Origin of the sequence: Methylosinus sp. R-45379 (assembly GCF_001644125.1) — a bacterium.
Lineage (GTDB): Bacteria > Pseudomonadota > Alphaproteobacteria > Rhizobiales > Beijerinckiaceae > Methylosinus.
Genome location: NZ_LUUM01000113.1, coordinates 173604 through 199233 on the forward strand (window position 1 = coordinate 173604; position 25630 = coordinate 199233).

The 25630-nt window shown below is 66.0% G+C and carries 22 protein-coding genes; 17 read left to right on the top strand and 5 right to left on the bottom strand.

Going from position 1 to position 25630, the window contains the following annotated elements:
- Window positions 1-2 precede the first annotated feature (2 nt).
- Entirely contained in the window at window positions 3-338 is a 336-nt protein-coding gene (locus tag A1351_RS06510) for a DUF190 domain-containing protein (protein WP_064032525.1), read from the top strand.
- On the opposite strand, the gene A1351_RS06515 is transcribed toward A1351_RS06510, so the two are convergent.
- Window positions 339-4673 carry a DEAD/DEAH box helicase gene (locus A1351_RS06515; protein WP_064032526.1) on the bottom strand — a complete coding sequence of 1445 codons (4335 nt, stop codon included), beginning with the start codon at window positions 4671-4673 and terminating at the stop codon, window positions 339-341.
- 191 nt (window positions 4674-4864) lie between these two features.
- On the opposite strand from A1351_RS06515, the gene A1351_RS06520 reads away from it, so the two are divergent.
- Window positions 4865-7129, top strand: a complete 2265-nt coding sequence (locus tag A1351_RS06520) for a response regulator (RefSeq protein WP_245291591.1) — start codon at window positions 4865-4867, stop codon at window positions 7127-7129.
- A 51-nt stretch (window positions 7130-7180) separates the two neighbouring features.
- Complete coding sequence (locus A1351_RS06525; protein WP_026599552.1) at window positions 7181-8299, top strand: ATP-binding protein; 1119 nt, start codon at window positions 7181-7183, stop codon at window positions 8297-8299.
- Here the strand turns inward: A1351_RS06525 and A1351_RS06530 are convergent.
- On the bottom strand, window positions 8274-9137 hold the full coding sequence (locus tag A1351_RS06530; RefSeq protein WP_024881327.1) for a dimethylarginine dimethylaminohydrolase family protein: 864 nt from the start codon (window positions 9135-9137) through the stop codon (window positions 8274-8276). The genes A1351_RS06525 and A1351_RS06530 overlap by 26 nt on opposite strands.
- A 79-nt stretch (window positions 9138-9216) precedes the next feature.
- Window positions 9217-10449, bottom strand: a complete 1233-nt coding sequence (rocD, locus tag A1351_RS06535; RefSeq protein ID WP_026599551.1) for an ornithine--oxo-acid transaminase — start codon at window positions 10447-10449, stop codon at window positions 9217-9219.
- Between the two features lie 216 nt (window positions 10450-10665).
- Here rocD and A1351_RS06540 point away from each other — a divergent pair, with 216 nt between their 5' ends.
- Window positions 10666-12198: an aldehyde dehydrogenase family protein gene (locus A1351_RS06540; protein ID WP_064032528.1), complete on the top strand. Its 1533-nt coding sequence runs from the start codon at window positions 10666-10668 to the stop codon at window positions 12196-12198.
- A 32-nt stretch (window positions 12199-12230) separates the two neighbouring features.
- Window positions 12231-13616, top strand: coding sequence for a VOC family protein (locus A1351_RS06545; protein WP_064032553.1), 1386 nt, complete (start codon window positions 12231-12233; stop codon window positions 13614-13616).
- Here the strand turns inward: A1351_RS06545 and A1351_RS06550 are convergent.
- Both A1351_RS06550 and A1351_RS06555 read right to left on the bottom strand, forming a co-directional pair.
- The gene (locus A1351_RS06550) at window positions 13587-14180 is read right to left on the bottom strand and encodes a phosphatase PAP2 family protein (protein ID WP_026599549.1); all 594 of its coding nucleotides are present in this window, start codon (window positions 14178-14180) and stop codon (window positions 13587-13589) included. The genes A1351_RS06545 and A1351_RS06550 overlap by 30 nt on opposite strands.
- Window positions 14181-14403: 223 nt before the next feature.
- Window positions 14404-14616, bottom strand: a complete 213-nt coding sequence (locus A1351_RS06555; RefSeq protein WP_024881322.1) for a hypothetical protein — start codon at window positions 14614-14616, stop codon at window positions 14404-14406.
- A 400-nt stretch (window positions 14617-15016) separates the two neighbouring features.
- On the opposite strand from A1351_RS06555, the gene A1351_RS06560 reads away from it, so the two are divergent.
- From A1351_RS06560 to A1351_RS06615, 12 genes are all read left to right on the top strand, one after another.
- Window positions 15017-16882, top strand: a complete 1866-nt coding sequence (locus A1351_RS06560; RefSeq protein ID WP_064032554.1) for a methanol/ethanol family PQQ-dependent dehydrogenase — start codon at window positions 15017-15019, stop codon at window positions 16880-16882.
- Window positions 16883-17001: 119 nt separating this feature from the next.
- Window positions 17002-17895 (top strand): methanol oxidation system protein MoxJ, encoded by an 894-nt coding sequence (gene moxJ, locus A1351_RS06565; protein ID WP_024881320.1) that lies wholly within the window; start codon window positions 17002-17004, stop codon window positions 17893-17895.
- Window positions 17896-17926: 31 nt separating this feature from the next.
- Complete coding sequence (gene moxG, locus A1351_RS06570) at window positions 17927-18508, top strand: cytochrome c(L), periplasmic (RefSeq protein ID WP_024881319.1); 582 nt, start codon at window positions 17927-17929, stop codon at window positions 18506-18508.
- Between the two features lie 85 nt (window positions 18509-18593).
- A complete protein-coding gene (locus tag A1351_RS06575; protein WP_024881318.1) occupies window positions 18594-18890 on the top strand; it encodes a methanol dehydrogenase in 297 nt (98 codons plus the stop codon).
- Between the two features lie 157 nt (window positions 18891-19047).
- Window positions 19048-20079 (top strand): MoxR family ATPase, encoded by a 1032-nt coding sequence (locus tag A1351_RS06580; protein WP_064032555.1) that lies wholly within the window; start codon window positions 19048-19050, stop codon window positions 20077-20079.
- Between the two features lie 16 nt (window positions 20080-20095).
- On the top strand, window positions 20096-20941 hold the full coding sequence (locus A1351_RS06585; RefSeq protein WP_064032529.1) for a DUF58 domain-containing protein: 846 nt from the start codon (window positions 20096-20098) through the stop codon (window positions 20939-20941).
- A gap of 1 nt (window position 20942) precedes the next feature.
- Complete coding sequence (locus A1351_RS06590; RefSeq protein ID WP_064032530.1) at window positions 20943-21851, top strand: hypothetical protein; 909 nt, start codon at window positions 20943-20945, stop codon at window positions 21849-21851.
- Window positions 21848-22879, top strand: a complete 1032-nt coding sequence (locus A1351_RS06595; RefSeq protein ID WP_064032531.1) for a vWA domain-containing protein — start codon at window positions 21848-21850, stop codon at window positions 22877-22879. The genes A1351_RS06590 and A1351_RS06595 overlap by 4 nt, the downstream gene beginning before the upstream one ends.
- Window positions 22876-23478: a hypothetical protein gene (locus A1351_RS06600; RefSeq protein WP_024881313.1), complete on the top strand. Its 603-nt coding sequence runs from the start codon at window positions 22876-22878 to the stop codon at window positions 23476-23478. The genes A1351_RS06595 and A1351_RS06600 overlap by 4 nt, the downstream gene beginning before the upstream one ends.
- A 10-nt stretch (window positions 23479-23488) precedes the next feature.
- Window positions 23489-24490, top strand: a complete 1002-nt coding sequence (locus tag A1351_RS06605; protein ID WP_051465457.1) for a vWA domain-containing protein — start codon at window positions 23489-23491, stop codon at window positions 24488-24490.
- Window positions 24487-25011, top strand: a complete 525-nt coding sequence (locus A1351_RS06610) for an SRPBCC family protein (protein ID WP_024881311.1) — start codon at window positions 24487-24489, stop codon at window positions 25009-25011. Before A1351_RS06605 ends, A1351_RS06610 begins: the two co-directional genes overlap by 4 nt.
- 4 nt (window positions 25012-25015) lie before the next feature.
- Window positions 25016-25516 (top strand): hypothetical protein, encoded by a 501-nt coding sequence (locus A1351_RS06615; RefSeq protein ID WP_024881310.1) that lies wholly within the window; start codon window positions 25016-25018, stop codon window positions 25514-25516.
- Window positions 25517-25630: the final 114 nt, after the last annotated feature.

A 25630-nucleotide genomic window follows, 5' to 3' on the forward strand; every position in this document is an offset into this window, starting at 1 on the left:
CGATGCAATTGCCTCGAGACGCGACTCTGCTGCGCATCTTCATTGGCGAGGACGAGAAATTCGAAGGGCGACCGCTGCATGAGGCGATCGTGCGGACGGCGCGCGCGCTGCACCTCGCCGGCGCCACCGTGCTGCGCGGCCCTGTAGGATTCGGCCATAACAGCCGGCTGCGCACGACGAAGATATTGAGCCTCTCGGAAGATCTCCCCATTGTCATAGAGATCGTCGACGAAGAGGAGAAGATCGACGCCTTTCTGCCGACGCTCGACTCGATGATGAGCGGCGGGCTGGTCACGCTCGAGAAAGTGCGCGTGATGCGCTATGGCGAGAAGACGTGATCACGCCAGATCGGCGAGCTGCCCCCGCGCCGCCGAGCGGATGAGGCGCTTCTCCGCCTCCCATCGCGTCGCCTCATCGACGCTCGTCAGAAATTCGATCTTGCCGCCCGCGAGCGCGGCGATCGGCAATCCGTCGCGAAACAGCAGGCGATTGCCGGTGAGCGCGGCGAGCTTGCCGCCCGGGGTCAGCACGCCGATGAGATTGAGCGGATCGGCCGCCGACAGCGACACATATTGCCCGTCGGCCGGCCGGCGGCGAATCTCGCGCAGCAGGCCGACGGCGTCCGGCAGCGCATATTGCTCGCCGGAAAAGCCGGCGACGAAACGCCCGCCGCGAATTTCGCCGCGCGCCTCGAGCCGTCGATAGACGCGCAAGAGATCGCGCCAGGGCGGCAGCCAGCCGCCTTCGCGCGCCAAAAGGCGCCAGAAGACGACGCCATAACGGCGCAGCAGCGCCTGCGCGATGTGCTCCACGCAAGCATGACGCGCTTGCGAGCCCGGCGGCGCATAGGCGCGGCGAATGAGCGACCAGCGCCCGGCGCTCTCCATGCCGAAGGAAAGCACTTTGCCGCGCCGCCGCGCGCCGTCGAAAGGCTTGCGCTTCTCGGAAGGCACGAGCAGCGCGCGCAGCCCGCCGAAACTATCCGAAGTGACGAGGCCGAGCGCGGCCAGCTCGCCCAGCGCCGTCTCCAGCTCCGAGCGCAACAGCCGCGAGGCGTCGACCAGCTCCTCGAAGAACAGCGCCCCCTCGGCGCGCAGCGTTTCGAGCGCCAATTGCGCGCGGCCGCTCAGCGCCGGCGGCTCGGTGGGGGTGGCGATAGAGGTCCAATCGCCGAGCCGTCGCCGCTCCAAAAGGGCGACCGGCGAGCTTTTGATCGGCGAGACCGCGCGGGCGCCTTTGGTGGCGGCGGGCGGCGTCAGCCGCGCCCAGGCGATGCGGCCGGAGAGGCAGAGCGAATCGAGATATCCGGTCTCGTAATCGGAGAGGCGGGCCGGGAGAATTTCCGTCTCCCACGCGCCCGCCGGCGCTTCATATCCCTCGAGCCCGGAGAGTGCGGCAGGCAGCGCCTCCGGCCCCTTCAGCCGAGCGTCCTCGGCGACATGCTGCCAATCGAAGAGGAAGCGCAGGAAGTCGCGCGCCGCCACCGGCTCGATCTCCGCGCGCAGACGCTTGATCGTGTAATGGTGGATGCGCGCCAGCAGGCGGCGGTCGCACCATTGCTCGTCATTGGCGCCGGGCAGGAAACGCCCGCGCATGATCGTGCCTTCCACCTCCAGCGCGACGAGCGCCGTCGCGAGGCTCGTGGGCTCGAGGCCGAGCGCCGCGGCGAGCCCCGTTTGCGTGACCGGACCCAGCCCCTCGAGCCGACCGCGCAAAATCTCGATCAGCGCCTGCTCGGCCGACCATAGCGCCGGCGCCTCGCTCTCGGGCGGCGAAATCTTCGGCGCCAGCCGCGCCTTGGGCCAGAGGGCGTGAAATTGCGTCAGCCGCTCGGCCGCGACCCAGAACGCCGCCTGCCCGGTCTCGAAACGCGTCGCGCGCTTTTGGCGGGCCAGCGCCTCGAGCCAGCCCGCCCAATCCGGCGCGGCGGCGACCTCCGCCTCTGTGAGGCAACCGATCCACAGCAGCGCGTCATGCAGCTCCTCCGGGTCGATGGGCTCGGGCCAGGCCTCGCTCTTCACGCGCTCGATCGCCTCCTCGTCCAGCCGGCCGAGATCGGAGGCGCTCTGCGGGTCCTGCCAGCGTCGCGCCATCACCGCCTGCGCGCGGCGCTCCTCGAGCGGGGCGTCGTCGAGGAAAGCGTAAGGCCGCGCCGACAGCGCCTCCAGCGCCAGCGGCGAAGGTTGGGTGAGATCGCAGGCGACGACGCGCACCTCGCCAGACTCCATGCGCCGCAGCAAGCGCTCGAGCCCTTCGATGTCCATCGCCTCGTGCAGACAGTCCCAAATCGTTTGGTTCGTCAGCGGATGGTCGGGAACCTCGCGCTCGCCGGCAAGATTTTCGGCGCAGGCGATCTGATCGGGAAAGACGGCGGCGACCAAATCCTCCGCCTGCATGCGCAGAAATTGCGGCGGCGTTTTCTTGCCGCCCTGGAAGCGCGGCAGAGCGAGCGAGATTCCCGCCGTCCAGCGCCAGCGCGTCATGAACATTGGCGCGGCGAGCATCGCCTGCACCAGCACGCCGCGCACGCTGCTCGAGTGGAGATATTTCGCCACCTCGGCGAGCTCGAAGCTGTGCGCCGTGGTGAGCGAGAGCAGGATATTGTCCTCGGTCGCGGCCGCCTGAAGCTCGAAGTTGAACTTGCGGCAAAAACGCTTGCGCAGCGCGAGGCCGAAAGCGCGATTGATGCGCCCGCCGAAGGGCGAATGCACGACGAGCTGCATGCCGCCGGCCTCGTCGAAGAAGCGCTCCAGCACCAGAATGTCCTGCGTCGGCAGCACGCCGCCGAAGGCGCCGAGCGCCCCGGCGAGATATTCGACCAGCTGCTCCGCGGCGGGCGGCGCGACGCCGACCTCCTCCATCAGCCAGCGCTGCGCCTCGCCGCCGCTGGGGTCCCGGCGCAGACGTTCCGCGATCTCGGCGCGCAGGCGCGAGACAGAGAGGGACAGCTCATCGGCGCGCGCCGGCGCCTCGCCGAGCCAGAAGGGAATGGTCGGCGGCTGGCCCTGCGCATCCTCGACGCGCAAGGTCCCGCGCTCGACGCGTTGCACGCGATAGGAGGCGTTGCCGAGCTGGAAAATGTCGCCGGCCATGCTCTCGACGGCGAAATCCTCATGCACCGTGCCGACGATATGATTCTCCGGCTCCAGCAGCACTTGATAATCGGCGGTTTCGGGAATGGCGCCGCCGGAGGTGAGCGCGGTCATGCGCGCGCCGCGCCGCTCGCGCAGAATGTGATTCACCGCATCATGATGCAGCAGCGCGCCGCGCCGTCCGCGCCGCGTCGCATAGCCCTCGGCGAGCATCTTCACCACATCGTCGAATTCGGCGCGCTCCAATGCGCGATAGGGCCAGGCGCGCTTGAAACGCTCATAGAGCTCGGCCTCGCTCCATTCCTGCGCCGCCACCTCGGCGACGATCTGCTGCGCGAGCACGTCGAGCGGGCGATGCGGAATTGTGAGCCGGTCGAGTTCGCCGCGCCGCACGCTGTCGAGCAGCGCCGCGCATTCGACGAGATCGTCGCGCGAGAGGGGAAACAGCCGCCCCTTGGGCAGGCCGCCGACGACATGGCCGGACCGCCCGACGCGCTGCAGAAAGCTCGCTATGGAGCGAGGCGAGGCGATCTGGCAGACGAGCGTCACATCGCCGATATCGATGCCGAGCTCCAGCGAGGCGGTCGCGACAAGGGCTTTCAGCTCGCCGCGCTTCAGCCGCTGCTCGGCGAGAAGGCGATGCTCCTTCGCCATGCTGCCGTGATGCGAGGTGACGGCCTCCTCGCCGAGACGATCCGACAATTCCCGCGCGATGCGCTCGGCGAGGCGGCGCGTGTTCACGAAGACCAGAGTGGTGCGATGCTCGGCGATCAGCTCGGCGAGCCGGTCGTAAACTTGCGTCCAGACCTCCGCCGACATCACCGCCTCGAGCGGCGCGCCGGGAACCTCTATGGCGAGATCACGGGCGCGGTGATGGCCGGAATCGACGATAGCGGGCTCGCGCGCCGGCGCGGCGCTCGAGCCCGCGCCGACCAGAAAATGCGCCACCGCGGAAATGGGGTTCTGCGTGGCGGAAAGGCCGATGCGCTGCAATCCGTCGCCGCAGAGCGCGGCGAGCCGTTCCAGCGAGAGCGAAAGATGCGCCCCGCGCTTATTGGGCGCGACGGCGTGGATCTCGTCCACGATGATGGCGCGCGTCGTCGCCAGCGCCTTGCGGCCCGATTCGGAGCCGAGCAGCACATAGAGCGATTCGGGCGTGGTCACGAGAATATGGGGCGGGCGCTTGCGCATTCGCTCGCGCTCGGCCGAGGGCGTGTCGCCGGTGCGCACCAGCACGCGAATATCCACGTCCGGCAGCTCGGCCTGTCTCAGCTTTTCACGCACGCCGGCGAGGGGAGCCTCGAGGTTGCGGCTGACGTCATTGGACAGCGCCTTGAGCGGCGAAACATAGACGATGCGGGTTTCGTCGGGCAGCGTCCCGGCGAGGCCCTGGCGGATGAGATCGTCGATCGCCGCCAGAAAAGCCGCCAGCGTCTTGCCGGAGCCGGTGGGCGCCGCGATCAGGATATTTCGGCCGGATTTGATTTGGGGCCAAGCTTCCGCTTGCGCGGGCGTCGCATTGCGGAAATGATCGGCGAACCATGCCGTAACCGCCGGATGAAAAAGGTGCGACAGATGCATGGCCTTGAGGAGAGGAGAGAGCCCCGTGGAGAGTTCAGGCTAGCGGCGATCGGGTCGCGCGCCAACCATGAGATTTGGGAATTTCGCGGCGCCGCGACAAGCGCGCGGCGGCTTCAGCCACATTTCGGGCCGGACGGGAGGCGGCCGCTCACGGCGAGCGGACGATCCGCCATTGCGCCGAGAGGATGTTCATGCGCAGCAAATTCATCGACACGTCGTCGTTTCTCTATGCCGGCTTCGCCATTCTCGCGGCGTCCTTGTTCGCCGCCTTCGCTTTCGTCGGCAAGCAGGCGACCGACTATCGCGACGTGCGGCAGCTCATCGGCGAAAAGCGGATCCATCACAACATACTCGATCGGCTCCAAGAGGCCGAATCCGCGGAGCGCGGCTATTTGCTGACCAATGACGCGGCCTATCTCGCGCCCTTCGACGCCGCCAAGGCGCGCATAGGCGCGGATTTCGACGCTCTGCTGCGGGTGAGCGAGCCGGGCGAGGAGCGTAATACGCTGGAAGCGCAGCGGGCGCTGGCCAATGAGAAGCTCGCCGAAATGGCCAAGACCGTGGAGCTGCAGGCAGCCGGACGGCATGAGGACGCGGTGGCGATCGTGCGCGCCGGCTCCGGCAAGGCCTTCATGGAGCGGCTGCGCGTCGGCCTCGACGACAAGACCGCTCGCCAGCAGCAGCTTATCGATTCGCAATCGCGCGCCGTGGAGACGAACGGCTCGCTGCTGCGCGCAGGCGCGGCGCTCGCCATTTCCATCACCATTCTCATCGGCGCGGCGACCATCGCTCTGCTGCGCGGCCGGCTCGACGAGATCGCGTCGGCGCAATCGGAGCTGCGCGATGTCAACGCCGCGCTCTCCACCGAGGCGGCGCAGCGCGAGCAGCTCGCCGAGCAATTGCGCCAATCGCAGAAGATGGAGGCGATCGGCCAGCTCACTGGCGGCCTCGCGCATGATTTCAACAATATGCTCGCCGTCGTCATCGGCAGCGTCAATCTCGCCAAGCGGCGGCTCGCGACCGATCCGGCGGAGACGCTGCGCTATCTCGACAGCGCGCTGGAAGGCGCCGAGCATGCGGCGACGTTGACGCATCGGCTGCTCGCCTTCTCGCGCCGCCAGCCGCTCGCGCCCGAGCCGATCGACCCTAATAAAATGGTCTCGTCCATGGCCGAGATGCTGCGCCGCACGCTGGGAGAGGATGTGCGGCTCGAGGCGGTCTTCGCCGGCGGCCTATGGCGCGCCTATGCGGATACCAGCCAGCTCGAGACGACGATCCTCAATCTCGCGCTCAATGCGCGCGACGCCATGCCCCAGGGCGGCAAGCTCACCATAGAGACGAGCAACGCCTATCTCGACGAGGAATATGCCGCGCGCGAGGTGGGCATACCGCCCGGCCAATATGTGCTGATCGCCGTCACCGACACCGGAACCGGCATGAGCCGCGAGACGGTCGCACGCGCTTTCGATCCTTTCTTCACCACCAAGCCCGCCGGGCGCGGCACCGGGCTCGGCCTCAGCCAGGTCTATGGCTTCGTGCGTCAGTCGGGCGGGCATGTCCGCATCTATTCGGAGCAGGGGCTCGGCACGACGGTCAAGCTCTATCTGCCGCGCCATCATGGCCCGGCCAGCGCGACGACCACATCCGCGACGCCTGCGCGCACCGCGCCGCGCAGCGAGAAGAGTGAGACGATCCTCATCGTCGAGGACGATGTGCGCGTGCGCGATCTCACCGCCGACACGCTCGCCGAGCTCGGCTATAATGTGCTCGCCGCCGAGAGCGCCGCCGCCGCGCTGCGCCAGCTCGAGGTGAACCCGAATATTTCGCTGCTGTTCACCGATGTGGTGATGCCCGACACCAATGGCCGCAAGCTCGCCGAGGAGGCGTGGAAGCGCCGGCCCGATCTGAAGATTCTCTTCACCACCGGTTACACGCCCAACGCCGTCGTCCATAATGGCGTGCTGGACCCCGGCGTCGAGCTGATCGTGAAGCCCTATTCGATCGATCGGCTGGCGCGCAAGGTGCGCGATGTGCTGGACGGCGCGCGCGCCGCTCCCCCGGAGACAAAGACGTCGCGGCGCAAGGTCATGATCGTCGACGATGACGCCGCCGTGTGCGAGGCCATGGCGGAGCTGCTGCGCCTCGAGAATTACGACGTCGGCGTCGCCAGCGACGGGATGCGCGCGCTCGAGCTGACGCAGAGCTTCAAGCCCGACGTCGCTCTGCTCGATCTCGGCCTTCCCATCATGGACGGCTATGAGACGGCGCGTAAGCTGCGCGCCACGCCGGAAGGGCGCGACCTTCTCCTCATCGCCTCCACCGGCTCCGGCGGAGACGAGGTGCGGCGTCTCTGCGAGGATGCGGGATTCGATCTCCATCTCGTCAAGCCGATCGATCTCGACACGCTGAAGACGCTGATCGACGGCCAAAAGCCGCACCCCTCTCGTGCGACGTGAGGCGCTCCCCATATAGAGGCGCCGAAGGACCATCGCCTATGGTCAGCGCCAATGAACGCGACGCCCGAGCAGCTGAAGATGATCGTCGAATCGGCCTTCGCCGCGCGATTTCTGATCGCCGACGATCGCATTCTCTATGTCAATCGCGCGACCGAGGACATGTTCGGCTATTCGGCCGAGGAGCTCGTCGGCCGCACCGTCGATATGCTGCTGCCGGATGCGGCGCGCGCCCGCGACGCCGGCCTGCGTGAGGAGTATTACAAGGCGCCGCGCCGCATTCTGCTCGGCGTCGACAAGGATCTTCGCGCGCGCAAGAAATCGGGCGTCGAATTTCCCATTCATCTCGGCCTCGCGCCGATCCGCGAGGACGGACGCTTATACGTCGCCGTGACGGTGTTCGACATCTCGCATCACAAGGAGATCGAGCGGCAGCTCGTCGAGCGCGCCGATGAGCTTCAGCTCGCCAATGAGCGTTTGGCGCGCTTCGCCTATATCGCCTCGCATGATCTGCAGGAGCCGCTGCGCAAGATCGCCGCCTTCGCGGATATCGTCACAGCTTCGATCGCCAAGGGCGATCTCGCGGAGGCCGCGCATGCGAGCGAGGTGGCGCGCGCCTCGGCGCTGCGCGCGCGCCAGCTGGTCGACGGGCTGCTCGCCTTCTCGCGGCAGGTCTCGACGCCGCCGCGGCTGGAGACGTTGGACCTTCGCCGCGAGATCGAGGCCGTCGTCTCCGATTTCTCCGAGCTGATCCGTCAGACGCAGGCGCAAATCGCCGTAACGGTTCCGCCCGGCGTGCTGATCGAGGCCGACAAGCTGCAATTCGAGCGCTGCCTCTCGAGCCTGCTCTCCAATGCGATCAAATATCGCAAGCCCGGCCGCGCGCCGAATATTCGCTTCTTCCTTCAGCGCGAGCCGGAACTCGCCCTTTCGGTCGCCGATGACGGAATAGGCTTCGAGCCGAAATATGCCGAGGCCATATTCGAGCCGCTGCGCCGTCTCCACAGCTTCACGCAATATCCCGGAACGGGCGTCGGCCTCGCTCTGTGCAAATCCACATGCGAGCGCCACGGCTGGCGCATAGAGGCCGATTCGCAGCTCGGCGCCGGCGCGACTTTCACCATGACCATTCCGCGCGGCGAGAAGGTTAGTCCTCTGAAAGCTTCAGCGTGAGGCATTTGGCGGCGCCGCCGGCCTTCATGAATTCCGAGAGCGGCGTGACGACGGGCGCGAAGCCCGCCTCGCGCAAGCGCTGCTGCAGCTGCGGCGATGCGTCGTTCATCGCGAGGCCGCCATCGAGATCGACGGCGTTGCAGGCAAAGCGCATCGCATCCGCTTCGTCGATCTCTATGCGCTTCTCGGGCGGAACGATCGCCTCGATCGCAGCGCGCGAGGCGGCGTCGAACGCCGGCGGATAATAGAGAAGATAGCCGCCGGCCAGCGGGCAGCAGCATGTATCGAGATGATAGAAGCGCGGATCGACGAGCCTGAGCCCGATCACGCGCCGCCCGATGATGCGCTCCAGCGCCGTCGGCGCCTCATCGGCCGAGCGCATGCCATGGCCGCACCAGACAACCTCGGCGCCGCGATCGATGAGCGCGTCGCCCGCGCCCTCGAAGGGGAGATGCTCTGGCCAAGCCGCGACGCGAAAGCCGCGCGCCTCGAAGAAGGCGCGAAACAAGGGCTCCTCCGGCCGCCGCTCCTCGGCGCGAAAGCGGCTGACGACGGCGATGTTTCCGAGCACGAAGCCGGCGTTGGCGGTGAACACCATATCCGGCAGGCCCGCCGCCGGCGTAACCAGCTCCACCTCGGCGTTCTCTGCGACGAGCGCGCGCAGATTTTGCCATTGCTCCCGCGCGAGCGTGCGCGTGGTGCGGCCGATCTGATGCTCCATCCAGGGATTGATGACATAGCGCACGTCGAAATCATCCGGCGCGCACATCAGCACGCGCTGGCGCCGCTCCTCGCGCGGCGCGCGCGCGGGCTCGAACATGGAATGCCGCTGCGTCATCTCGAGTCCTTTCGTTTCCTGGCATGAAGACGGCGCCGAGACTGCTCCGTCTCGGCGCCGCAACGATGACAGGCGGCGATCAGCTCGCCAGAGCGCGCTTGGCCGGACGCGCGCGCTCGACCAATTCGGCGAGCGTCTCCTCGAAGCGATCGAGCGCCCAATCCAAATCCTCGCGCGCAATGACGAGCGGCGGCGACAGGCGCACGACGCTGTGATGCGTCACCGTGGAGAGCACGCCCTTGTCGCACAGCATCTCGCAGACCTCGCGGCCAGTAGCGTAGCGCGGATCGATCTCGGCGCCCGCCCACAGGCCCTTGCCGCGCACGTCGCGCAGCGCGGGACTGTCCATGTTGCGCAAACGGCGCAGCATATGCTCGCCTAACGTCTGGCTGCGCTCGACGAGCTTCTCGTCGCGCATCACATGCAGCGCCTCGAGCCCCACCGCCGCGGCGAGCGTGTTGCCGCCGAAGGTCGAGCCATGCGAGCCGGGCGTGAACATATCCATCAGCGCGCGCGTGCCGACGAAAGCCGAAACCGGCAGCACGCCGCCGCCGAGCGCCTTGCCGAGCATCACGCCATCCGGCTTGATGTTCTCGTGCTGAAACGCGAACCAGGCGCCGGTGCGCCCGAGCCCCGCCTGCACCTCGTCCACAATGAGCAGCAGGCCGCGCTCGTCGCAGAGCTTACGCAGGCCGGCGAGCCAGCCGACCGGCGGAACGATGACGCCCGCCTCGCCCTGCACGGGCTCGACCATTATGGCGACGGTATCGGGACCGACCGCCGCTTCCGTCGCCGCGAGATCGCCATAGGGAACCGCGCGGAAGCCGCCGCCATAGGGACCGAAATCGTCGCGATAGGACGGCTCCGAAGAAAAGCCGACGATGGTCGTCGTGCGGCCGTGGAAATTGCCCTTGGCCACGATGATCTCGGGGTTTTTCAGCCCGCGCACGCGGCGGCCGTAGCGGCGCGCCGCCTTGATCGCCGTCTCCACCGCCTCGGCGCCGGTGTTCATCGGCAGCGCGACATCGAGGCCGGTGAGATTGCACAGCTCCGTGAGGAAAGCGTCGAGGCGATCGTCGTAATAAGCGCGCGACGGAACCGCGAGACGCTGCGCCTGCTCGGTGAGGACTTTCAGAATGCGCGGATGCGCATGACCGTGGCTCACCGCGGAATAGGCGCTCATCATATCGACATAGCGTCGACCGTTCACATCGAACAGAAAGGCGCCTTCGCCGCGCGAGAGCGTGACCGGAAGCGGCGCATAATTGCGAGCGCGATGCGGATTATCGACGGACTTGACGTTGGCGTTCATGAACGAATGACCTCGCTGGTTCGTTATGTGGGCGTCGCCTCGACGATTTGCATCAGTGCGGGCGATCGGCGGCTCACGGGACACGACGCCTCTGCGAGCCATTCTCTCGTGGAGCGCGTCGTTACGCCGCTCCGACGTTCGCGTTGCAAATACATCGAACACGGGGTATTTGCGAGACAAATAAAGCAGCAAAACGACGAGATGGGAAGCACAGCTATGGAATCATGTGCAGCAACCAACGATATCGCAGCGAGAGCTGAGGAGCTGCTCTTTCGTATTACTGTTCCGTCTGCGCTATTCCGCGATGGGAATTTGCAAGTGCGAACGCCGATTACCGGCGAAGTCATCGCCAGAGCAAAAACAAAAGACAGCGATGCTTTAGATTTGGCGATCAGCGAGGCCGACGCCGCCTATCGCGAATGGCGCAATATTCCGGCGCCGCGGCGTGGCGAATTGGTGCGCCTCTTCGGCGATGAATTGCGCTCGGCCAAGAATGAGCTCGCCGAGCTCATCACCATAGAAGCCGGCAAGATCGTCTCCGAAGCGCGCGGCGAAGTGCAGGAGATGATCGATATTTGCGACTATGCCGTCGGCCTGTCGCGCCAGCTCTACGGTCTCACAATAGCGACCGAGCGTCCCGGCCATCGCATGATGGAGACATGGCATCCGCTCGGCGTCGTCGGCATCATCTCCAGCTTCAATTTCCCGGTCGCCGTCTGGGCCTGGAACGCCGCCATAGCGCTCGTCTGCGGCGACGCGCTGGTGTGGAAGCCGTCCGAAAAGACGCCGCTGACCGCGCTCGCCACACATGCGCTGTTCGAGCGCGCGCTGGCGCGTTTCGGCGAGGCGCCGAAAGGACTCTCCGCTCTCGTCATCGGCGGGCGCGAGCTCGGCGAGCGGCTCGTCGACGATCGCCGCGTCGCGCTCGTCTCGGCGACCGGCTCCACCGCCATGGGCCGCGCCGTCGGGCCGCGGCTCGCGCAGCGCTTCGCGCGGTCCATTCTCGAGCTCGGCGGCAATAACGCCGCTATCGTCTGTCCGTCGGCGCCGCTCGATCTCGCTGTGCGCGCCATCGCCTTCGCGGCCATGGGCACGGCCGGCCAACGCTGCACCACGCTGCGCCGCCTCATCGTGCACGAGTCCGTCTATGACCAGCTCATCGGCCGGCTCTCGCTCGCCTACGCCTCGGCGCCGGTCGGCGATCCGCGCGAGGGCAAGACGCTCATCGGCCCACTCATCGACGGCGATTCCTATCGCGCCATGCGACACGCGCTGGACGAAGCCGCGACGATCGGCGGAAAAATCTACGGCGGCCAACGCCTGTTCGCACAGGAGCGGCCGGACGCGTATTACGCGCGGCCGGCGCTGGTGGAGCTGGCCGAGCCGGCGCCGGTCTCGCGCCGCGAGACATTTGCGCCTATTCTCTATGCGATGAAATATCGCGATCTCGGCGATGCGCTGCATATGCAGAACGATGTGAGCCATGGCTTGGCGTCGTCGATCTTCACGACCGATCTGCGCGAGGCGGAGCGCTTCCTCTCGGCGGAAGGCTCCGATTGCGGCATCGCCAATGTGAATATCGGCCCTTCCGGCGCCGAGATCGGCGGCGCATTCGGCGGCGAGAAGGAGACCGGCGGCGGCCGCGAGGCGGGCTCCGATTCCTGGAAGGCCTATATGCGCCGCGCCACCAACACGATCAATTATTCGAGCGCTCTGCCGCTCGCGCAAGGCGTCGTCTTCGACGTGTGATCCTTAGGCCGATCGATCTCGAGGAGTCCGACATGACCGAGACCCATGTTTCCGCCGATACGATCCGCTCGATCTTTTCCGCGGCGATGACGCAAATGTATCGCGACGAGGTGCCGCGCTATCAGGAGATGACGCGCATCGTCGGCGAGATCGATGGCGAAGCGCTGGCGCGTGATCCTGCGCTGGAGGCGCGGCTGCGCCGCTCCGGCGCTTTCGATCTCATCGGCGTCGAGCGCCATGGCGCCATTCGCGTCGGACGGCCTGAGGAGCTCGCGGGGCTGCGGCGGCTCTTCGCCGTCATGGGCATGTATCCGGTCGGCTATTACGATCTCACGCCCGCCGGCGTGCCGGTGCATTCGACCTGCTTCCGGCCTGTCGAAGCGGCGTCGATCAGGCGTTGCCCTTTCCGCATCTTCACCTCGCTGCTGCGTCCGGAACTCATAGAGGGCGAGGACCTGCGTCGCGAGGCGCAGGAGATTCTCGCGCGTCGGCGCATCTTCACGCCGCGCTGCCTGCATCTCATCGACATCTTCGAGGCCAATGGCGGGCTCGGCGAAGCGCTGGCGATCGAGTTCGTGCATGAGGCGCTGCACACCTTCCGCTGGCGCGGCGAGGCCACCGTCACCGCCGGCGTCTACGAGGCCTATCGCAAGGCGCATCCGCTCGTCGCCGATGTCGTCTGCTTCCACGGCCCGCATATCAATCATCTGACGCTGCCGACGCTCGACATAGACGCCGCGCAACAGGCGCTCGCCGAGCGCGGGCTCGATCCGAAATCCATCGTCGAAGGCCCGCCGCAACGGCAGTTCCCGATATTGCTGCGCCAGACGAGCTTCAAGGCCATCGCCGAGCCTGTGCGCTTTGCGGGACGCGATGAGGCGCGCGGCGAGCATCGCGCGCGCTTCGGCGAGATCGAGCAGCGCGGCGCGGCGCTCACCGCAAAGGGCCGCGCGCTCTATGACAGATTGCTCGCCGAGACGCTCGCCGCCAATCCGCCGCGCGATGGCGCGACGAGCGATTACAGGGCCGAGCTGGAGCGCCGCTTTGCCGCCTTCCCCGATGACGCGGCGACATTGCGCGCGCAGGGCCTCGCCTTCTTCCGCTATGCGCCGGGCGAGAAGCGGGGCGCGACAGGCGATGTCGAGACTCTGTTGCGCGACGGCGCGCTCGTCGCGGAGCCGATCACCTATGAAGATTTTCTGCCGGTGAGCGCGGCGGGAATCTTCCAGTCCAATCTCGGAGAGGGCGGACGCCGCGAGCTATCGGCCTCGGCCAATCGCGAAGCGTTCGAGCATGTGCTCGGAACGAAGGTCGCCGATGAGATGGCGATTTATGCGCATGAGGAGAAAAGCTCGCTGGAGCGCGCGCTCGCCGCGCTCGGGCAGCGATCACCAATGGCCGAGAATGCAGGCCGATAGCGGATAGCCCATGGCGAGGCCGAGCGTCACGCCGCCGAGCACATCGCTGGGATAGTGATGCGCGGTGGCGATGCGCGACCACGCCATGGAGAGCGCGAGCGCAGCGGCGGAAGCGGCGGCCGAAGGCCAGGCGAGAACGATCGGCGCCAGCACGCCGCTGAGCGTCATCATATGGCCGCTCGGAAAGGAATGTTCGTCGAGTATCTTCAGAAGCGACGTCAGCCGCGGATCGACGTGAAACGGACGCTTGCGTCCGATGCGCTTCTTGATGATCGGAAACAGCGTGTGCAAAAGCGCGGCGTTGAGTCCGCCGAGCGCGATCACCGGCCAGGCGTCGCGCCCGACGAGCCAGAAGATCGCCGCGGCGAGGATCGGATAGATCCAGCCATTGCCGAGCTTGCTGATCGTGATCGCGAGCATTCGGCCCAGCGTGAATTGCGTGGAGCGCGCGACGAAATGCACGCCGGCGAGATCGGCGCGCAGCAGGCGCTCGCGCCAGAGGAGCAGCGTCTCGGCGAGAACGAGACGTTCGAGTGAGAGGCGGCGGTTCGAAGCGAGCAGCATGGCGAGAAAGCTAGGCGCCGCGTGCTGCCGTTTCGTGACACATGAACGACGTTTCGATTGCAGCGCGCGCCGCGAACGTCACATCATTGTCAATCCGCACGCGAGCCTGCATGCGCAGAAGGAGATAGATCGCGAGCTTCAGCGCAGGGCCGCGCGCGATGTTTTTTTCGCCGCCCGCGAAGCTCGCGCCTATCCGGCAATTTTTCCCGAAGGTCCGCGAGCCCTATTTGGGCGTCGCAGGCGCGGGGTCGAAGAGAAAATAGCGCCCGCCCAGCGCGCCCTCATAAGGCCGGCCGTCGCCGTGGCGTCGCAATTCGAAACGGACCACCGTGTTCGGAACCAGGACGCGCAGCGTCGTCGGCGAGCTAGCCTCGATGGCCACCTGCAGCGGCTCGTCCGCTCGATCGATATCCGTCAGCCAGACGAGGCTTTCCATTTCGACCCTTCCCGTGACCCGCTCGCCATCCCGAGCCGCCGGGCGGCGGCCGCTGCTACGGCTTCGATTGAGGCGACGCCAGTTTGGCGACATCACGGCGCGACTGCGGCGTGAGCAGGACGTCTCACCCGAGGGGTCGTGAGGAAGGCTCGGCGCTCATGCCGATTCTTCCCGTGTCAGATTACCGACAAATCATACAGACAGAGGCGCGGCCGAAAACCTATATCTCGCCGGCCCCGCTCTCCGCTTTTTCGCGCCGATAACGTTGCGACGACGTCGAGGACGATGGCCGACAAACAAAGACATGGCTCGAGAGATCGCGAGCCGATGCTTCACGAGGCGACATCTCCATTCCGCTCTGCGATCCGCCGGGCGATGGCTGTTGCAGGAGGACTCGTCGATGAGGAAACTACTGAATTCGGTATCGCTGCTCGCCGTGCTGACGGTGGCGCCGATCGGCGTCGCTGCGGCCAACGACAAGCTCGACCAGCTCTCCAAGAGCGAAGACAACTGGGTGATGCCCGGTAAGAACTATCATTCGGACAATTACAGCACTCTGACGCAGATCAACACGAGCAACGTCAAGGATCTGAAGGTCGCCTGGACCTTCTCGACCGGCCTGCTCAACGGCCACGAGGGCGCGCCGCTCGTCGTCGACGGCAAGATGTATATTCACACGTCTTTCCCGAACAACACTTTCGCGCTCGATCTGGACGATCCGACCCGCATCCTCTGGCAGGACAAGCCGAAGCAGAATGCGGCCGCCCGCGCGGTGGCCTGCTGCGATCTCGTCAACCGCGGTCTGGCCTATTGGCCGGGCGACTCCAAGACCCCGCCGCTCATCCTGAAGACGCTGCTCGATGGTCATATCGAGGCGCTCAACGCCAAGACCGGCGAGCTCCTGTGGAAGATGGAGAATTCCGACTATAAGGTCGGCTCCACGCTCACCATCGCTCCCTATGTCGTGAAGGATAAGGTTCTCGTCGGCTCCTCCGGCGCCGAGCTCGGCGTGCGCGGCTATGTGACGGCCTATGACGTCCACACGGGCGAGCAGTCCTGGCGCGCTTACGCGACCGGTCCGGACGAGGACGTGCTGCTGGGCAAGGACTTCAACAGCAAGAACCCCCATTACGGCCAGAAGGGCCTCGGCACTTCGACCTGGGAAGGCGACGCCTGGAAGATCGGCGGCGGCACCAATTGGGGCTGGTACGCTTATGATCCGGGCACGAATCTCTTCTACTACGGCTCGGGCAATCCGGCGCCGTGGAACGAGACGATGCGTCCGGGCGATAATAAATGGACGATGACCATCTTCGGCCGCGACATCGACACGGGCGAAGCGAAGTTCGGCTATCAGAAGACCCCGCATGACGAGTGGGACTTCGCCGGCGTGAACTTCATGCTGCTCACCGAGCAGAAGGACAAGGAAGGCAAGGAGCGCAAGCTCCTGACGCATCCGGACCGCAACGGCATCGTCTACACGCTCGACCGCACCAATGGCGATCTCATCTCCGCGGATAAGATCGACGACACGGTCAACGTCTTCAAGACGGTCGATCTGAAGAGCGGCCTGCCGGTTCGCGATCCGGAGTATGGCACGCGCATGGACCATCTCGGCAAGGATATTTGTCCTTCCGCCATGGGCTATCACAATCAGGGCCATGATTCCTACGATCCGACCAAGCAGCTGTTCTTCCTCGGCGTGAACCACATCTGCATGGATTGGGAGCCCTTCATGCTTCCCTATCGCGCGGGTCAGTTCTTCGTCGGCGCGACGCTGAACATGTATCCCGGCCCGAAGGGCGATCGTCAGAAGGGCGAAGGCCTCGGCCAGATCAAGGCCTACAACTCGATCACCGGCCAGTTCAAATGGGAGAAGTTCGAGCGCTTCGCGGTTTGGGGCGGCACCACGGCGACGGCCGGCAACATTGTGTTCTACGGAACGCTGGACGGCTTCATCAAGGCCCGCAACAGCGATAATGGCGAGCTGCTGTGGAAGTTCAAGCTTCCCTCCGGCGTGCTCGGCTATCCGATCGTCTACAACCACAAGGGCACCGAATATGTCGCCATTCTCTACGGCGTCGGCGGTTGGCCGGGAGTGGGCCTCGTGTTCGATCTGCAGGACCCGACCGCCGGCCTCGGCGCGGTGGGCGCGTTCAAGCAGCTCGCCAATTACACGCAGATGGGCGGCGGCGTGATGGTCTTCTCGCTGAACGGCAAGGGTCCTTACGACGACGTGAACCTCGGCGAATATAAGGCCCATTGATCCATCGGCAGTCGTCGGCCGCGTCCTCCCCTGTTCGCGACCGACACAGCGCGCCGCCCGGATGCATGAAGCGCGTCCGGGCGGCATCGCCACACATGCAAACTGATCGGATCGCTCCCATGTCGCGTATCACCTCTCCGCGTCTCGTCGCCTCCGGACTCGCTCTGGCGCTGCTGACCGGCGTCGCCGGCGCTCTCGCGCAAGAGACGAAGCCTTCGGCCGCCGCTTCTGCGAGCAAGGCCGACACATTGCGCATCTGCGCTTCGGAAGCGCAGTCGCCGCTCTCCCTCAAGGACGAATCCGGCCTCGAGAACCGCATCGCCGTCGCGCTCGCCGAGGCGATGGGCCGCAAGGCGGAATTCGTTTGGTCGTCGAAGCCGGCGATTTATCTCGTGAGGGATTATCTCGACAAGAATCAGTGCGACGTCGTCATCGGACTGGACACGGGCGATCCGCGCGTCGCGACGAGCAAGCCCTATTTCCGCACCGGCTATGTGTTCGTGACCAAGGCCGAGAAGAATCTCGATCTCAAATCCTGGTCCGATCCGCGCATCAAATCCTTCAACCACATCGCCGTGCCATTCGGCTCTCCGGCCGAGGTGATGCTGAAGGAGATCGGCGAATATGAGAACGACATGGCCTATCTCTATTCGCTGGTGAATTTTCGTTCGCCGCGCAATCAATATACGCAGATCGACCCTGCGCGCATGATCGGCGAGGTGGCGAGCGGCAACGCCGAGCTGGCGTCCGCCTTTGCGCCCGATGTGGCGCGTTTCGTCAAATCCTCGCCGACGCCTCTGCGCATGACGCTGATCGACGACGATTCCAAGCGCAGCGACGGACAGAAGATCGGGCAGCACTATGACCAATCGGTCGGCGTGCGCCTTTCGGACAAGGAACTGCTCGCGCAAGTGAATGCGGGCCTCGATCGCGCCAAGCCGAAGATCGACCAAATCCTCACGGCGGAAGGCGTTCCGCTTCTGCCTATCGTCAATCCGGTCGCAGCGCACTGACGCTTGGCGAATATCGAAGAGACCGACAAAAATGAAATCGAGCAAGAAAAAGGCCTGTGTCCTGATCGGCGGCGCCTTCGCCAGCCTGATCGCCCTCTCGGCGATCGCGCAGAATGCGGGCATCACCTTTCGCAACACGATCACCGGCGAAGTGCTGAACTTCGACGACGCGCTTCCCGAGGGCAAGGATACGCCCGGCGTGAAGAAATTCATGCAGACGGGCGTCAATCCTTACAATGAGGATGTGAGCTGTCTGAAGCAGGGAGAGCAGCTCTTTCTCTCCGCCTGCTCTGGTTGCCACGGCCATTTGGGCGAAGGCAAGATCGGCCCCGGCCTCAACGACTCCTATTGGACCTATCCGCAGAACGCGACCGACGAAGGATTTTTCTCGACGATCTTCGGCGGCGCTCAGGCGTCCATGGGGCCGCAATACGCCAATCTTCAGCTCGACGAAATGCTGAAGGTCATGGCCTGGGTCCGCCATCTCTATAAAGATCCCGTTGCCGGAGCGACCTGGCTGACGCCGGAGCAGCGCGCGAAATACAAGCCCTATCCCGGACACGAGACATTCCCCGACGATCCGCCCGGTCAGTGCAAGACCTCGGGAAAATGAAAGACGTCGGGAAAATGAAAGTCGCGCACGCGTGAGCGGCGCGGCGGCCGCGGCGAGAGCCGCGCATAAATTGGAGGAAGGCACGATGGGAGTTTTGAAGATTGCGGCGGCCGTCGGCGTTGCGTTCGTCATGAACGCGGCTGCTATCGGCGCGGCCTCGGCCTATGACGGCACCAAATGCAAGGCCCCCGGCGATTGCTGGGAGCCCAAGCCCGGCTTTCCGGATAAGGTCGCCGGCTCCAAATACGATCCCAAGCACGATCCGAAGGAGCTCGCCAAGAACCAGTCCGCCGTAGCGGCCATGGAAGAGCGCAACAAGAAGCGCGCCGAGCACTTCAAGAAGACGGGCGCGTTCGTCTACGACGTGACCAAAATTCCGTAAGCGCACGCGCGAGAATGCCGTCCCCGCGCCCCCGGGGACGGTCGTCATGCGGCCACGATCCGGGTCCGGCGTTATTCGACAACAACGCGTCGGACCCCTTCCCGGGATCGTGGCCGCAACGTCCTCTCTTCCGACGAGATTGTTGGACCTGTTCAGCGTGACAGACACCGCCGAAACCGACGCCGTCTTGGCCGATTGGCGCGCCAAGGCGCAGGAATTCGAGACGCGCGTCGCGCGCGTCGTCCTCGGCCAGAATCGCGTCATCCGCTTGGTGACCATCGCCATTTTCGCACGCGGCCATGTGCTGCTGGAAGGCGATGTAGGCGTCGGCAAGACGACGCTTCTGCGCGCTGTCGCACGCGCGCTCGGCGGCGCCTTCTCGCGCATAGAGGGCACGGTCGATCTCATGCCGAGCGACCTCCTCTATCACACCTATCTCGCCGACGACGGCCGCCCGCGCGTCGAGCCCGGCCCGGTGCTGCGTCACGCGGAAGATCTCTCCATCTTCTTCTTCAACGAGATCAATCGCGCGCGTCCGCAAGTGCATTCGCTGCTGCTGCGGCTGATGGCGGAGCGCAGCGTCACCGCCTTCGATCGCGACTATTTCTTTCCCGCGCTGCAAGTGTTCGCCGATCGCAATCTCGTCGAGCGGGAGGAGACATTCGAGCTGCCCGCCGCGGCGCGCGACCGCTTTCTCATGGAGATATCCATGAGGACGCCGAGCGATGCGGCCGCGCGGCGCGCGCTGATCTTCGATCCTCGCTTTCACGACGTCGATCGCCTGCTCGATGAAATCGGCGAGCCCGTCTTCGATTATCGCGCGCTGGCCTCTGTCGCCGAGCTCATCCAGAACCGCGTCCACGCCAGCGAGACGCTCGAGGCCTATGTCGCCAAGCTCTGGGATGCGCTGCTCGATCCCTACGCCGCGGGCGTCTCTCTGCCGGATGTCGAGATGCGCGGCCTTGTGCGCGGCGGCGCGAGCCCGCGTGGCCTCGCCTTTCTCGTGCGCGCGGCGCGCGTGCGCGCCTGGCTCGAAGGGCGCGACGCGCTGACGCCGGAGGATATTCGCGAAATCTTCCTCGAGACGATGGCGCATCGCATCTTCGTTGATCCGATCTATGCGATGCGCGGCGACGACATTGTCCGGGATCTGTGCCGCGCCGCTTTCGCGACGGTCCCGGCGCCTTGAGACGCGAGGCGTGACGATGCAGCGCTTCGACCTCGCCTATCGTCCACGCGGCCGCGTCTCCAACGGCTCGGTCGGCGCGCATGGCGGCGTCGATGTCGGCGGCATAGGCGTGTTTCGCGATCACGCGCGCTTCATTCAATTTCCCGATGCGCGCCGTATCGACATTCGCGCGACCATGCGCGACCCGACCGGCGAGACTCATGTGCGTCGCTTCGAGCAGCGCAACGCCATCGACGTTTATGCGCTGGTCGATCTTTCCGCCTCCATGGGCTTTCGGGGCGCGGCGCGCCGTCTCGATCTCGTCGCCGATCTCTGCGCGGCGCTCGCCTTTTCGGCGACGCGCATCGGCGACCGTTTCGGCGTCATCGCCTGCGACGAGTCAGTGCGCAATGATCTTCTGCTGCCGGCGACGCGCGCGCGGGGCGCCGCGGTCGCAGCGGCCGAGCGCTTGCGCGACGCCGCGCCGCGCGGCGCCTCGGCGAAGGCGCTGACGGAAGCCGCCGGTCTCATCGCCGGGCGTCGCAAGCTCGTCCTACTCATCTCCGATTTCCACTGGCCGCGCGACTTTGCGACGCGCCTTTTCAGCCTGCTCGCGCAGCATGATCTCGCGCCTATTCTCGTCGCGGATTCCACGGAAGAGCGCGATCTTCCGCACTTCGGCCTCGTCGAGCTCGACGATCTCGAGAGCGGCGCGCGGCGGCTCGTCTTCATGCGCCCGAGCCTGCGTCGCCGCTGGCTCGCGCGCGAGGCCGAGCGGCGCGACGCGCTGCGTCGTCTCGCGCTCGCGCATGGACGCCCGCCTTTCGTCATGAGCGACTCTTTCGACGCCGACGCGCTGTCGCGTCATCTGCTCGGGCTGTGACATGCGCGCAGCGTTCTTCGCTCTTTCGCTTCTTCTCGCGCTGGCCGCGCCCGCTGCGGCGGAAGTGAAATCCGTGCGTCTCTACGCCGATCGCAGCTTTGGCTTCTTCGTCGGCGATCTAGTGACTGCGCGGCTCGAGATCATCGCCGATTCCGCCTCCCGCTTGCAGACGGCGTCGCTGCCACGCCCCGGCGCGCTCGATTATTGGCTCGATCTGCGCGACGTCCATGTTCGCGAGCAGCCCATCGGCGACGGGCTCACACGCTGGGACATAGAGCTCGTCTATCAGCTCTTCTATGTCGCGCTAGATGTGCGCAATCTGCAAATCCCGCCTTTTCCTCTGCGCTTTCTGCGCGAGGGCGAGAGCGAGATCGCGCGCGCGCCCGCCTGGACGATCGGCGTCTCGCCCTTGCGCGAGGTGCTGCCGGCGCGCCGCGACAATCCCACCGATTACATGCGCGCGGACCGCGGCGTCGAGCAAGGCGACGCAACGACTCCGGCGGCGCGCGCAGGCATATTCGCCGCGCTCGCATTCGGCGCGTTGGCGCTGGTCGCGCATGATCGTGGCTGGCCGCCGTTTCATCGTCGCCGCGCGCGCGTCTTCGCGGCCGCCGCGCGTCGCATCGCCGCTCTGACGAAGGGCGACGGCGAGGCGTCGCGCCGCGCGGCGATGCTCGCATTGCATCGCGCGATCGACGAAGCCGCCGGCCGCCGCATCTTCGCCGAGGACCTCGACGCCTTTCTGTCCAGCCATGCGGAATTCGCATCGGTGAAAGAGGCGCTCGGCCGCTTCTTCAACAGCTCGCGCGCGCTTTTCTTCGGCGTCGCCGATGCGGGCGGCGATCTTGCGGCGACAGAGCTGCTCGCGCTGGCGAAAACATTGGCGGCGTTGGAGAGGAGCGTGGGATGAGCTTCGGCCTCGCCTCTCCGCTCGCGCTTTTCCTGCTGCCGCTGGCGCTCGCGCCGCTGCTCTTCTCGCCATTGCGGCTATCGCCCATATCTTCCGTCTCCGCCGCGCCGCAGGATGCGCTCTCGACCCTCGTCGCATGGGCGCTGCGCCTCTTGGCCAGTCTCGCCATCGGCGCGAGCACGCTCGCCGTCGCCGGGCCTTTTCGTGAAGGCCTCGCCATCCAGCGCTATGGCGAAGGCGCGGAAATCTCGATCCTCGTCGATCGCAGCGCGAGCATGAACGAGACATTCGCCGGCCGCACGCCGGCCGGCGGCGAGGAGTCGAAAGCTTCCGCCGCCAAGCGATTCATGACGGATTTCGTCGACCGGCGGGCGCATGATCTCTTCGGCGTCACCGCCTTCTCCACCTCGCCGATTATGGTCATGCCGATGACCAATCATCGCGCGGCGGTGCGCGCCGCGATTCAGGCGATCGACCGGCCGGGCCTCGGCTACACGAATATCGGTCGCGGCCTCGCAATGGCGCTCTCGCAATTTCCCGCGGGCGGCGAGATCGAATCGCGCGTGATATTGCTCGTCTCCGACGGCGCAGCCGTCATCGACCCGCGCATTCAAGATCAGCTGCGCGCCGATTTTCGCAAGATCAGGCCCAATCTCTATTGGCTGTTTCTGCGCACGCGCGGCGCCAAAGGGATAAGCGACCAGCCGGACGCCGGCGAGCTGGACACGCCGCAGGCCTTGCCGGAGCGCCATCTCGATCTCTTCTTCAAATCGCTCGGCATCGGCTATCGCGCTTTCGAGGCGGAAGGCCCCGCTGCTGTGGCCGACGCCATAGCGGAGATCGACCGGCTCGAACGTCGCCCGTTTCGCTATGTCGAGCGCATTCCGCGCAAGGACCTGACGGACCAGAGTCTCATCGTCGCCGCCTTCGCGACCTCCGTGCTGGTCGTCGCCAAATTCGCCGAGACGCGTCTGAAGCAGACGGCGCGCGCAGGCGCGTCGCCGCAATTCGCGAAGAGGGCCGCATGAGCGAAGCCCTCCGCGCGCAATTTTTGCAGACGCTCGCGCGCTTCTTGGCGCGCTGGCGTTCGACGCTTCTTCTCGCTTTGCTCGCCGCGGCGCTCGCCGGGGCGCTGCAAAACGCCATCGCCGCATGGCGCGTGCGCGTCGACAATGCCGCGATCGGCGCGCTCGCCGCGGGGCGAGATATAGAGACCGATTCTGCTTCTGCGCCCGAGCTCATCGCTGCGCGCATCGAATTTCTGGCCGAGCGCGAGGAATTCGACAAGGCGCGCGCGCTGCTGGAGCCGCTGGGCGCCGCCGGCCGCGACGAGCTTTCCGCCACCGCCCATTATGATCTCGGCAACGCCTTGCTGCGCCACGCCTTCGATCTCCTGGAGCGCGGCCAGCTCGAGCCGGCGGGTCCCTTCGTCGAGCTGGCGCGTCGCGAATATCGTCGCGCATTGCAATATCGGCCGGAGTTCTGGGACGCGAAATATAATCTCGACGTCGCCGCGCGCCTGGTGCGCGACAATCCGCAGCTCGAGCATTCAGGCGGCGACGAGCTGCCCGCGGACCCCAAGAAAATCTGGACCGATATTCCCGGCGCGCCCAAGGGGCTGCCATGACAGGCCGACGATGATGATCGCCCGCTTGCGCGATGCGCGCTTTCTCTCGCTCGCCTTCGCTCTGGCGATGCTGGTGGCCGCCTTTGCGTTTCCGCGCGCCGAGGTGGTTCGCAATGGCGCCGATGTGCTGGCGACGCTCGACATCACCGGCAGCATGAACACGCGCGATTATTCTCTGGACGGCGCGCCGGCCAGCCGCATCGAATTTGCCAAGCAGGCCTTGCGGCGGCTCGTCGCCGATCTTCCCTGTCCCTCGCGCGTCGGCCTCGCCATCTTCACCGAGCGCGAGCCCTTTCTTCTGTTCGAGCCCATAGACGTCTGCGAGAATTTCGCCGCCCTCGACGCCGCGATCGGCACGCTCGACTGGCGCATGGCCTGGGAGGGCGACAGCCGCATCTCCGCCGGCCTGTTCCGCGCGGTCGAGATGGCGCGACGCACCGGCGCCGATCTCCTCTTCATCACCGATGGCCAGGAGGCGCCGCCGCTGCCGACCTATGGCGCGCCGGTTTTCGATGGCCAGCGCGGCGAGATATCGGGGCTCATCCTCGGCGCCGGCGGCTATGAGCCCGCGCCCATTCCGAAATTCGACGATCGGGGCCGCGAGACCGGTTTTTTCGGCGTGGACGAGGTGCCGCATGAGAGCCGCTTCGGCCTGCCGCCGCCGGACGCCGAGCAGCGCGAGGGCTATAATCCGCGCAATGCGCCATTCGGCGGAGAGATGCGCGCCGGCACGGAGCATCTCTCCAGCGTGCGCGAGCCCTATCTGCGCCAGCTCGCCGAGACCACGGGCCTCGGTTACGCCCATTTGGAGAAGCCGGATGGGCTCGCGAGCGCGCTGCTCGCCGTCGCGCGGCCGCGGCCGAGCCTCGCGCCTTTCGATCTGCGCCCCGCTTTCGCCGCGGCCGCGCTCGTCGGCTTCGCCAGCCTCTATCTCATCGTCCCGCTCGCGGAGATTTTCACGCGGCGACGCCATTCCCGTCTCGCAACCACACGCTCGAGGAGAATAGAGTGAAACCGAAAATCGCCCTCTTGGCCTTGCTTTTGTCTATCGCGCCGGCGCTGGCGCATGGCCCGACGCCGATCAAGGTCGATGAGAAGATCACCGTCGCCGCCGATCCCAAGGCGGTCTGGGCGCTCGTCGGCCATTTCGGCGCGCTCGACTGGCATCCCGATGTCGCCAGCGTGAAGGCGACCGGCGGCGACGCCAATGGCGCGGTGCGCGAGATCACGCTGCGCAAGGGCGGCGTCGTCATCGAGAGCCTCGACGAATTTGATCCGCAGCAGATGAAGCTCAGCTATCGCATGTCGGACGCCAATCTCGACGCTCTGCCGATCAGCTCCTATTCGGCGACTTTGGCGGTGAAGCCGGCGGCGGGCGGCGGCAGCGAGGTGCAATGGTATGGTCGCCTCTATCGCGGCGACACCAGCAATGAGCCGCCGGACAATCTCAATGACGACGCCGCGCGCGAGGCGATGACCACATTCCTGAAGGATGGGCTGCAAGGCCTCGCCAAAAAGCTGCAAGGCAAGTGACGGCATGAGAGCGCCGCGTCTCGCCGCCCTCTGCGCGACGCTCGCGGCGCTGCTCTACGCCTGCGGGGACACGGCTCCGCAGCAGCGCACGGCCGTGGAAGTGAAGCGCAAGGACGAGCTGCCGAAATGGCTGACGCCGATCGATCGCGTCGATCCCGCCTATTGGCTGGCGGCGCGCAAGAGCGGCGGCGGGCCGGTGGAAGAGGGCAGGGTGGCGCGATTGCAAGCGGCGCTGGATATCGGCGGCGCGCATTTTCTGGAAGCGCCGCGCATGCTCGCCAATCGCGCCGCACAGCTCGGCGACATGCTTTCTGAGATCGGCGTGGCGGAAGACGAGGCGCAATCGATCGAGAGCCTCGCACGCGTCGCGGCGGCGACGGGAAGCAAGCAGACCTTCGGCGATCTCTGCCAGCATTATTTCAATCTGCGCAAGCAGGGCGCGACGCGGGAATCGGCGCTCGCCGATTTGTCGGAGCGCTATAGCGTGCAGAATCGCGGGCAATAAATAGGCGAGCCTCGAAAGGCTCGCCTATTGGCGAACCGCGTCAGCCGCGGTTGTAGACGTCCTGCAGGCGCACGATATCGTCCTCGCCGAGATAGGAGCCGGTCTGCACCTCGA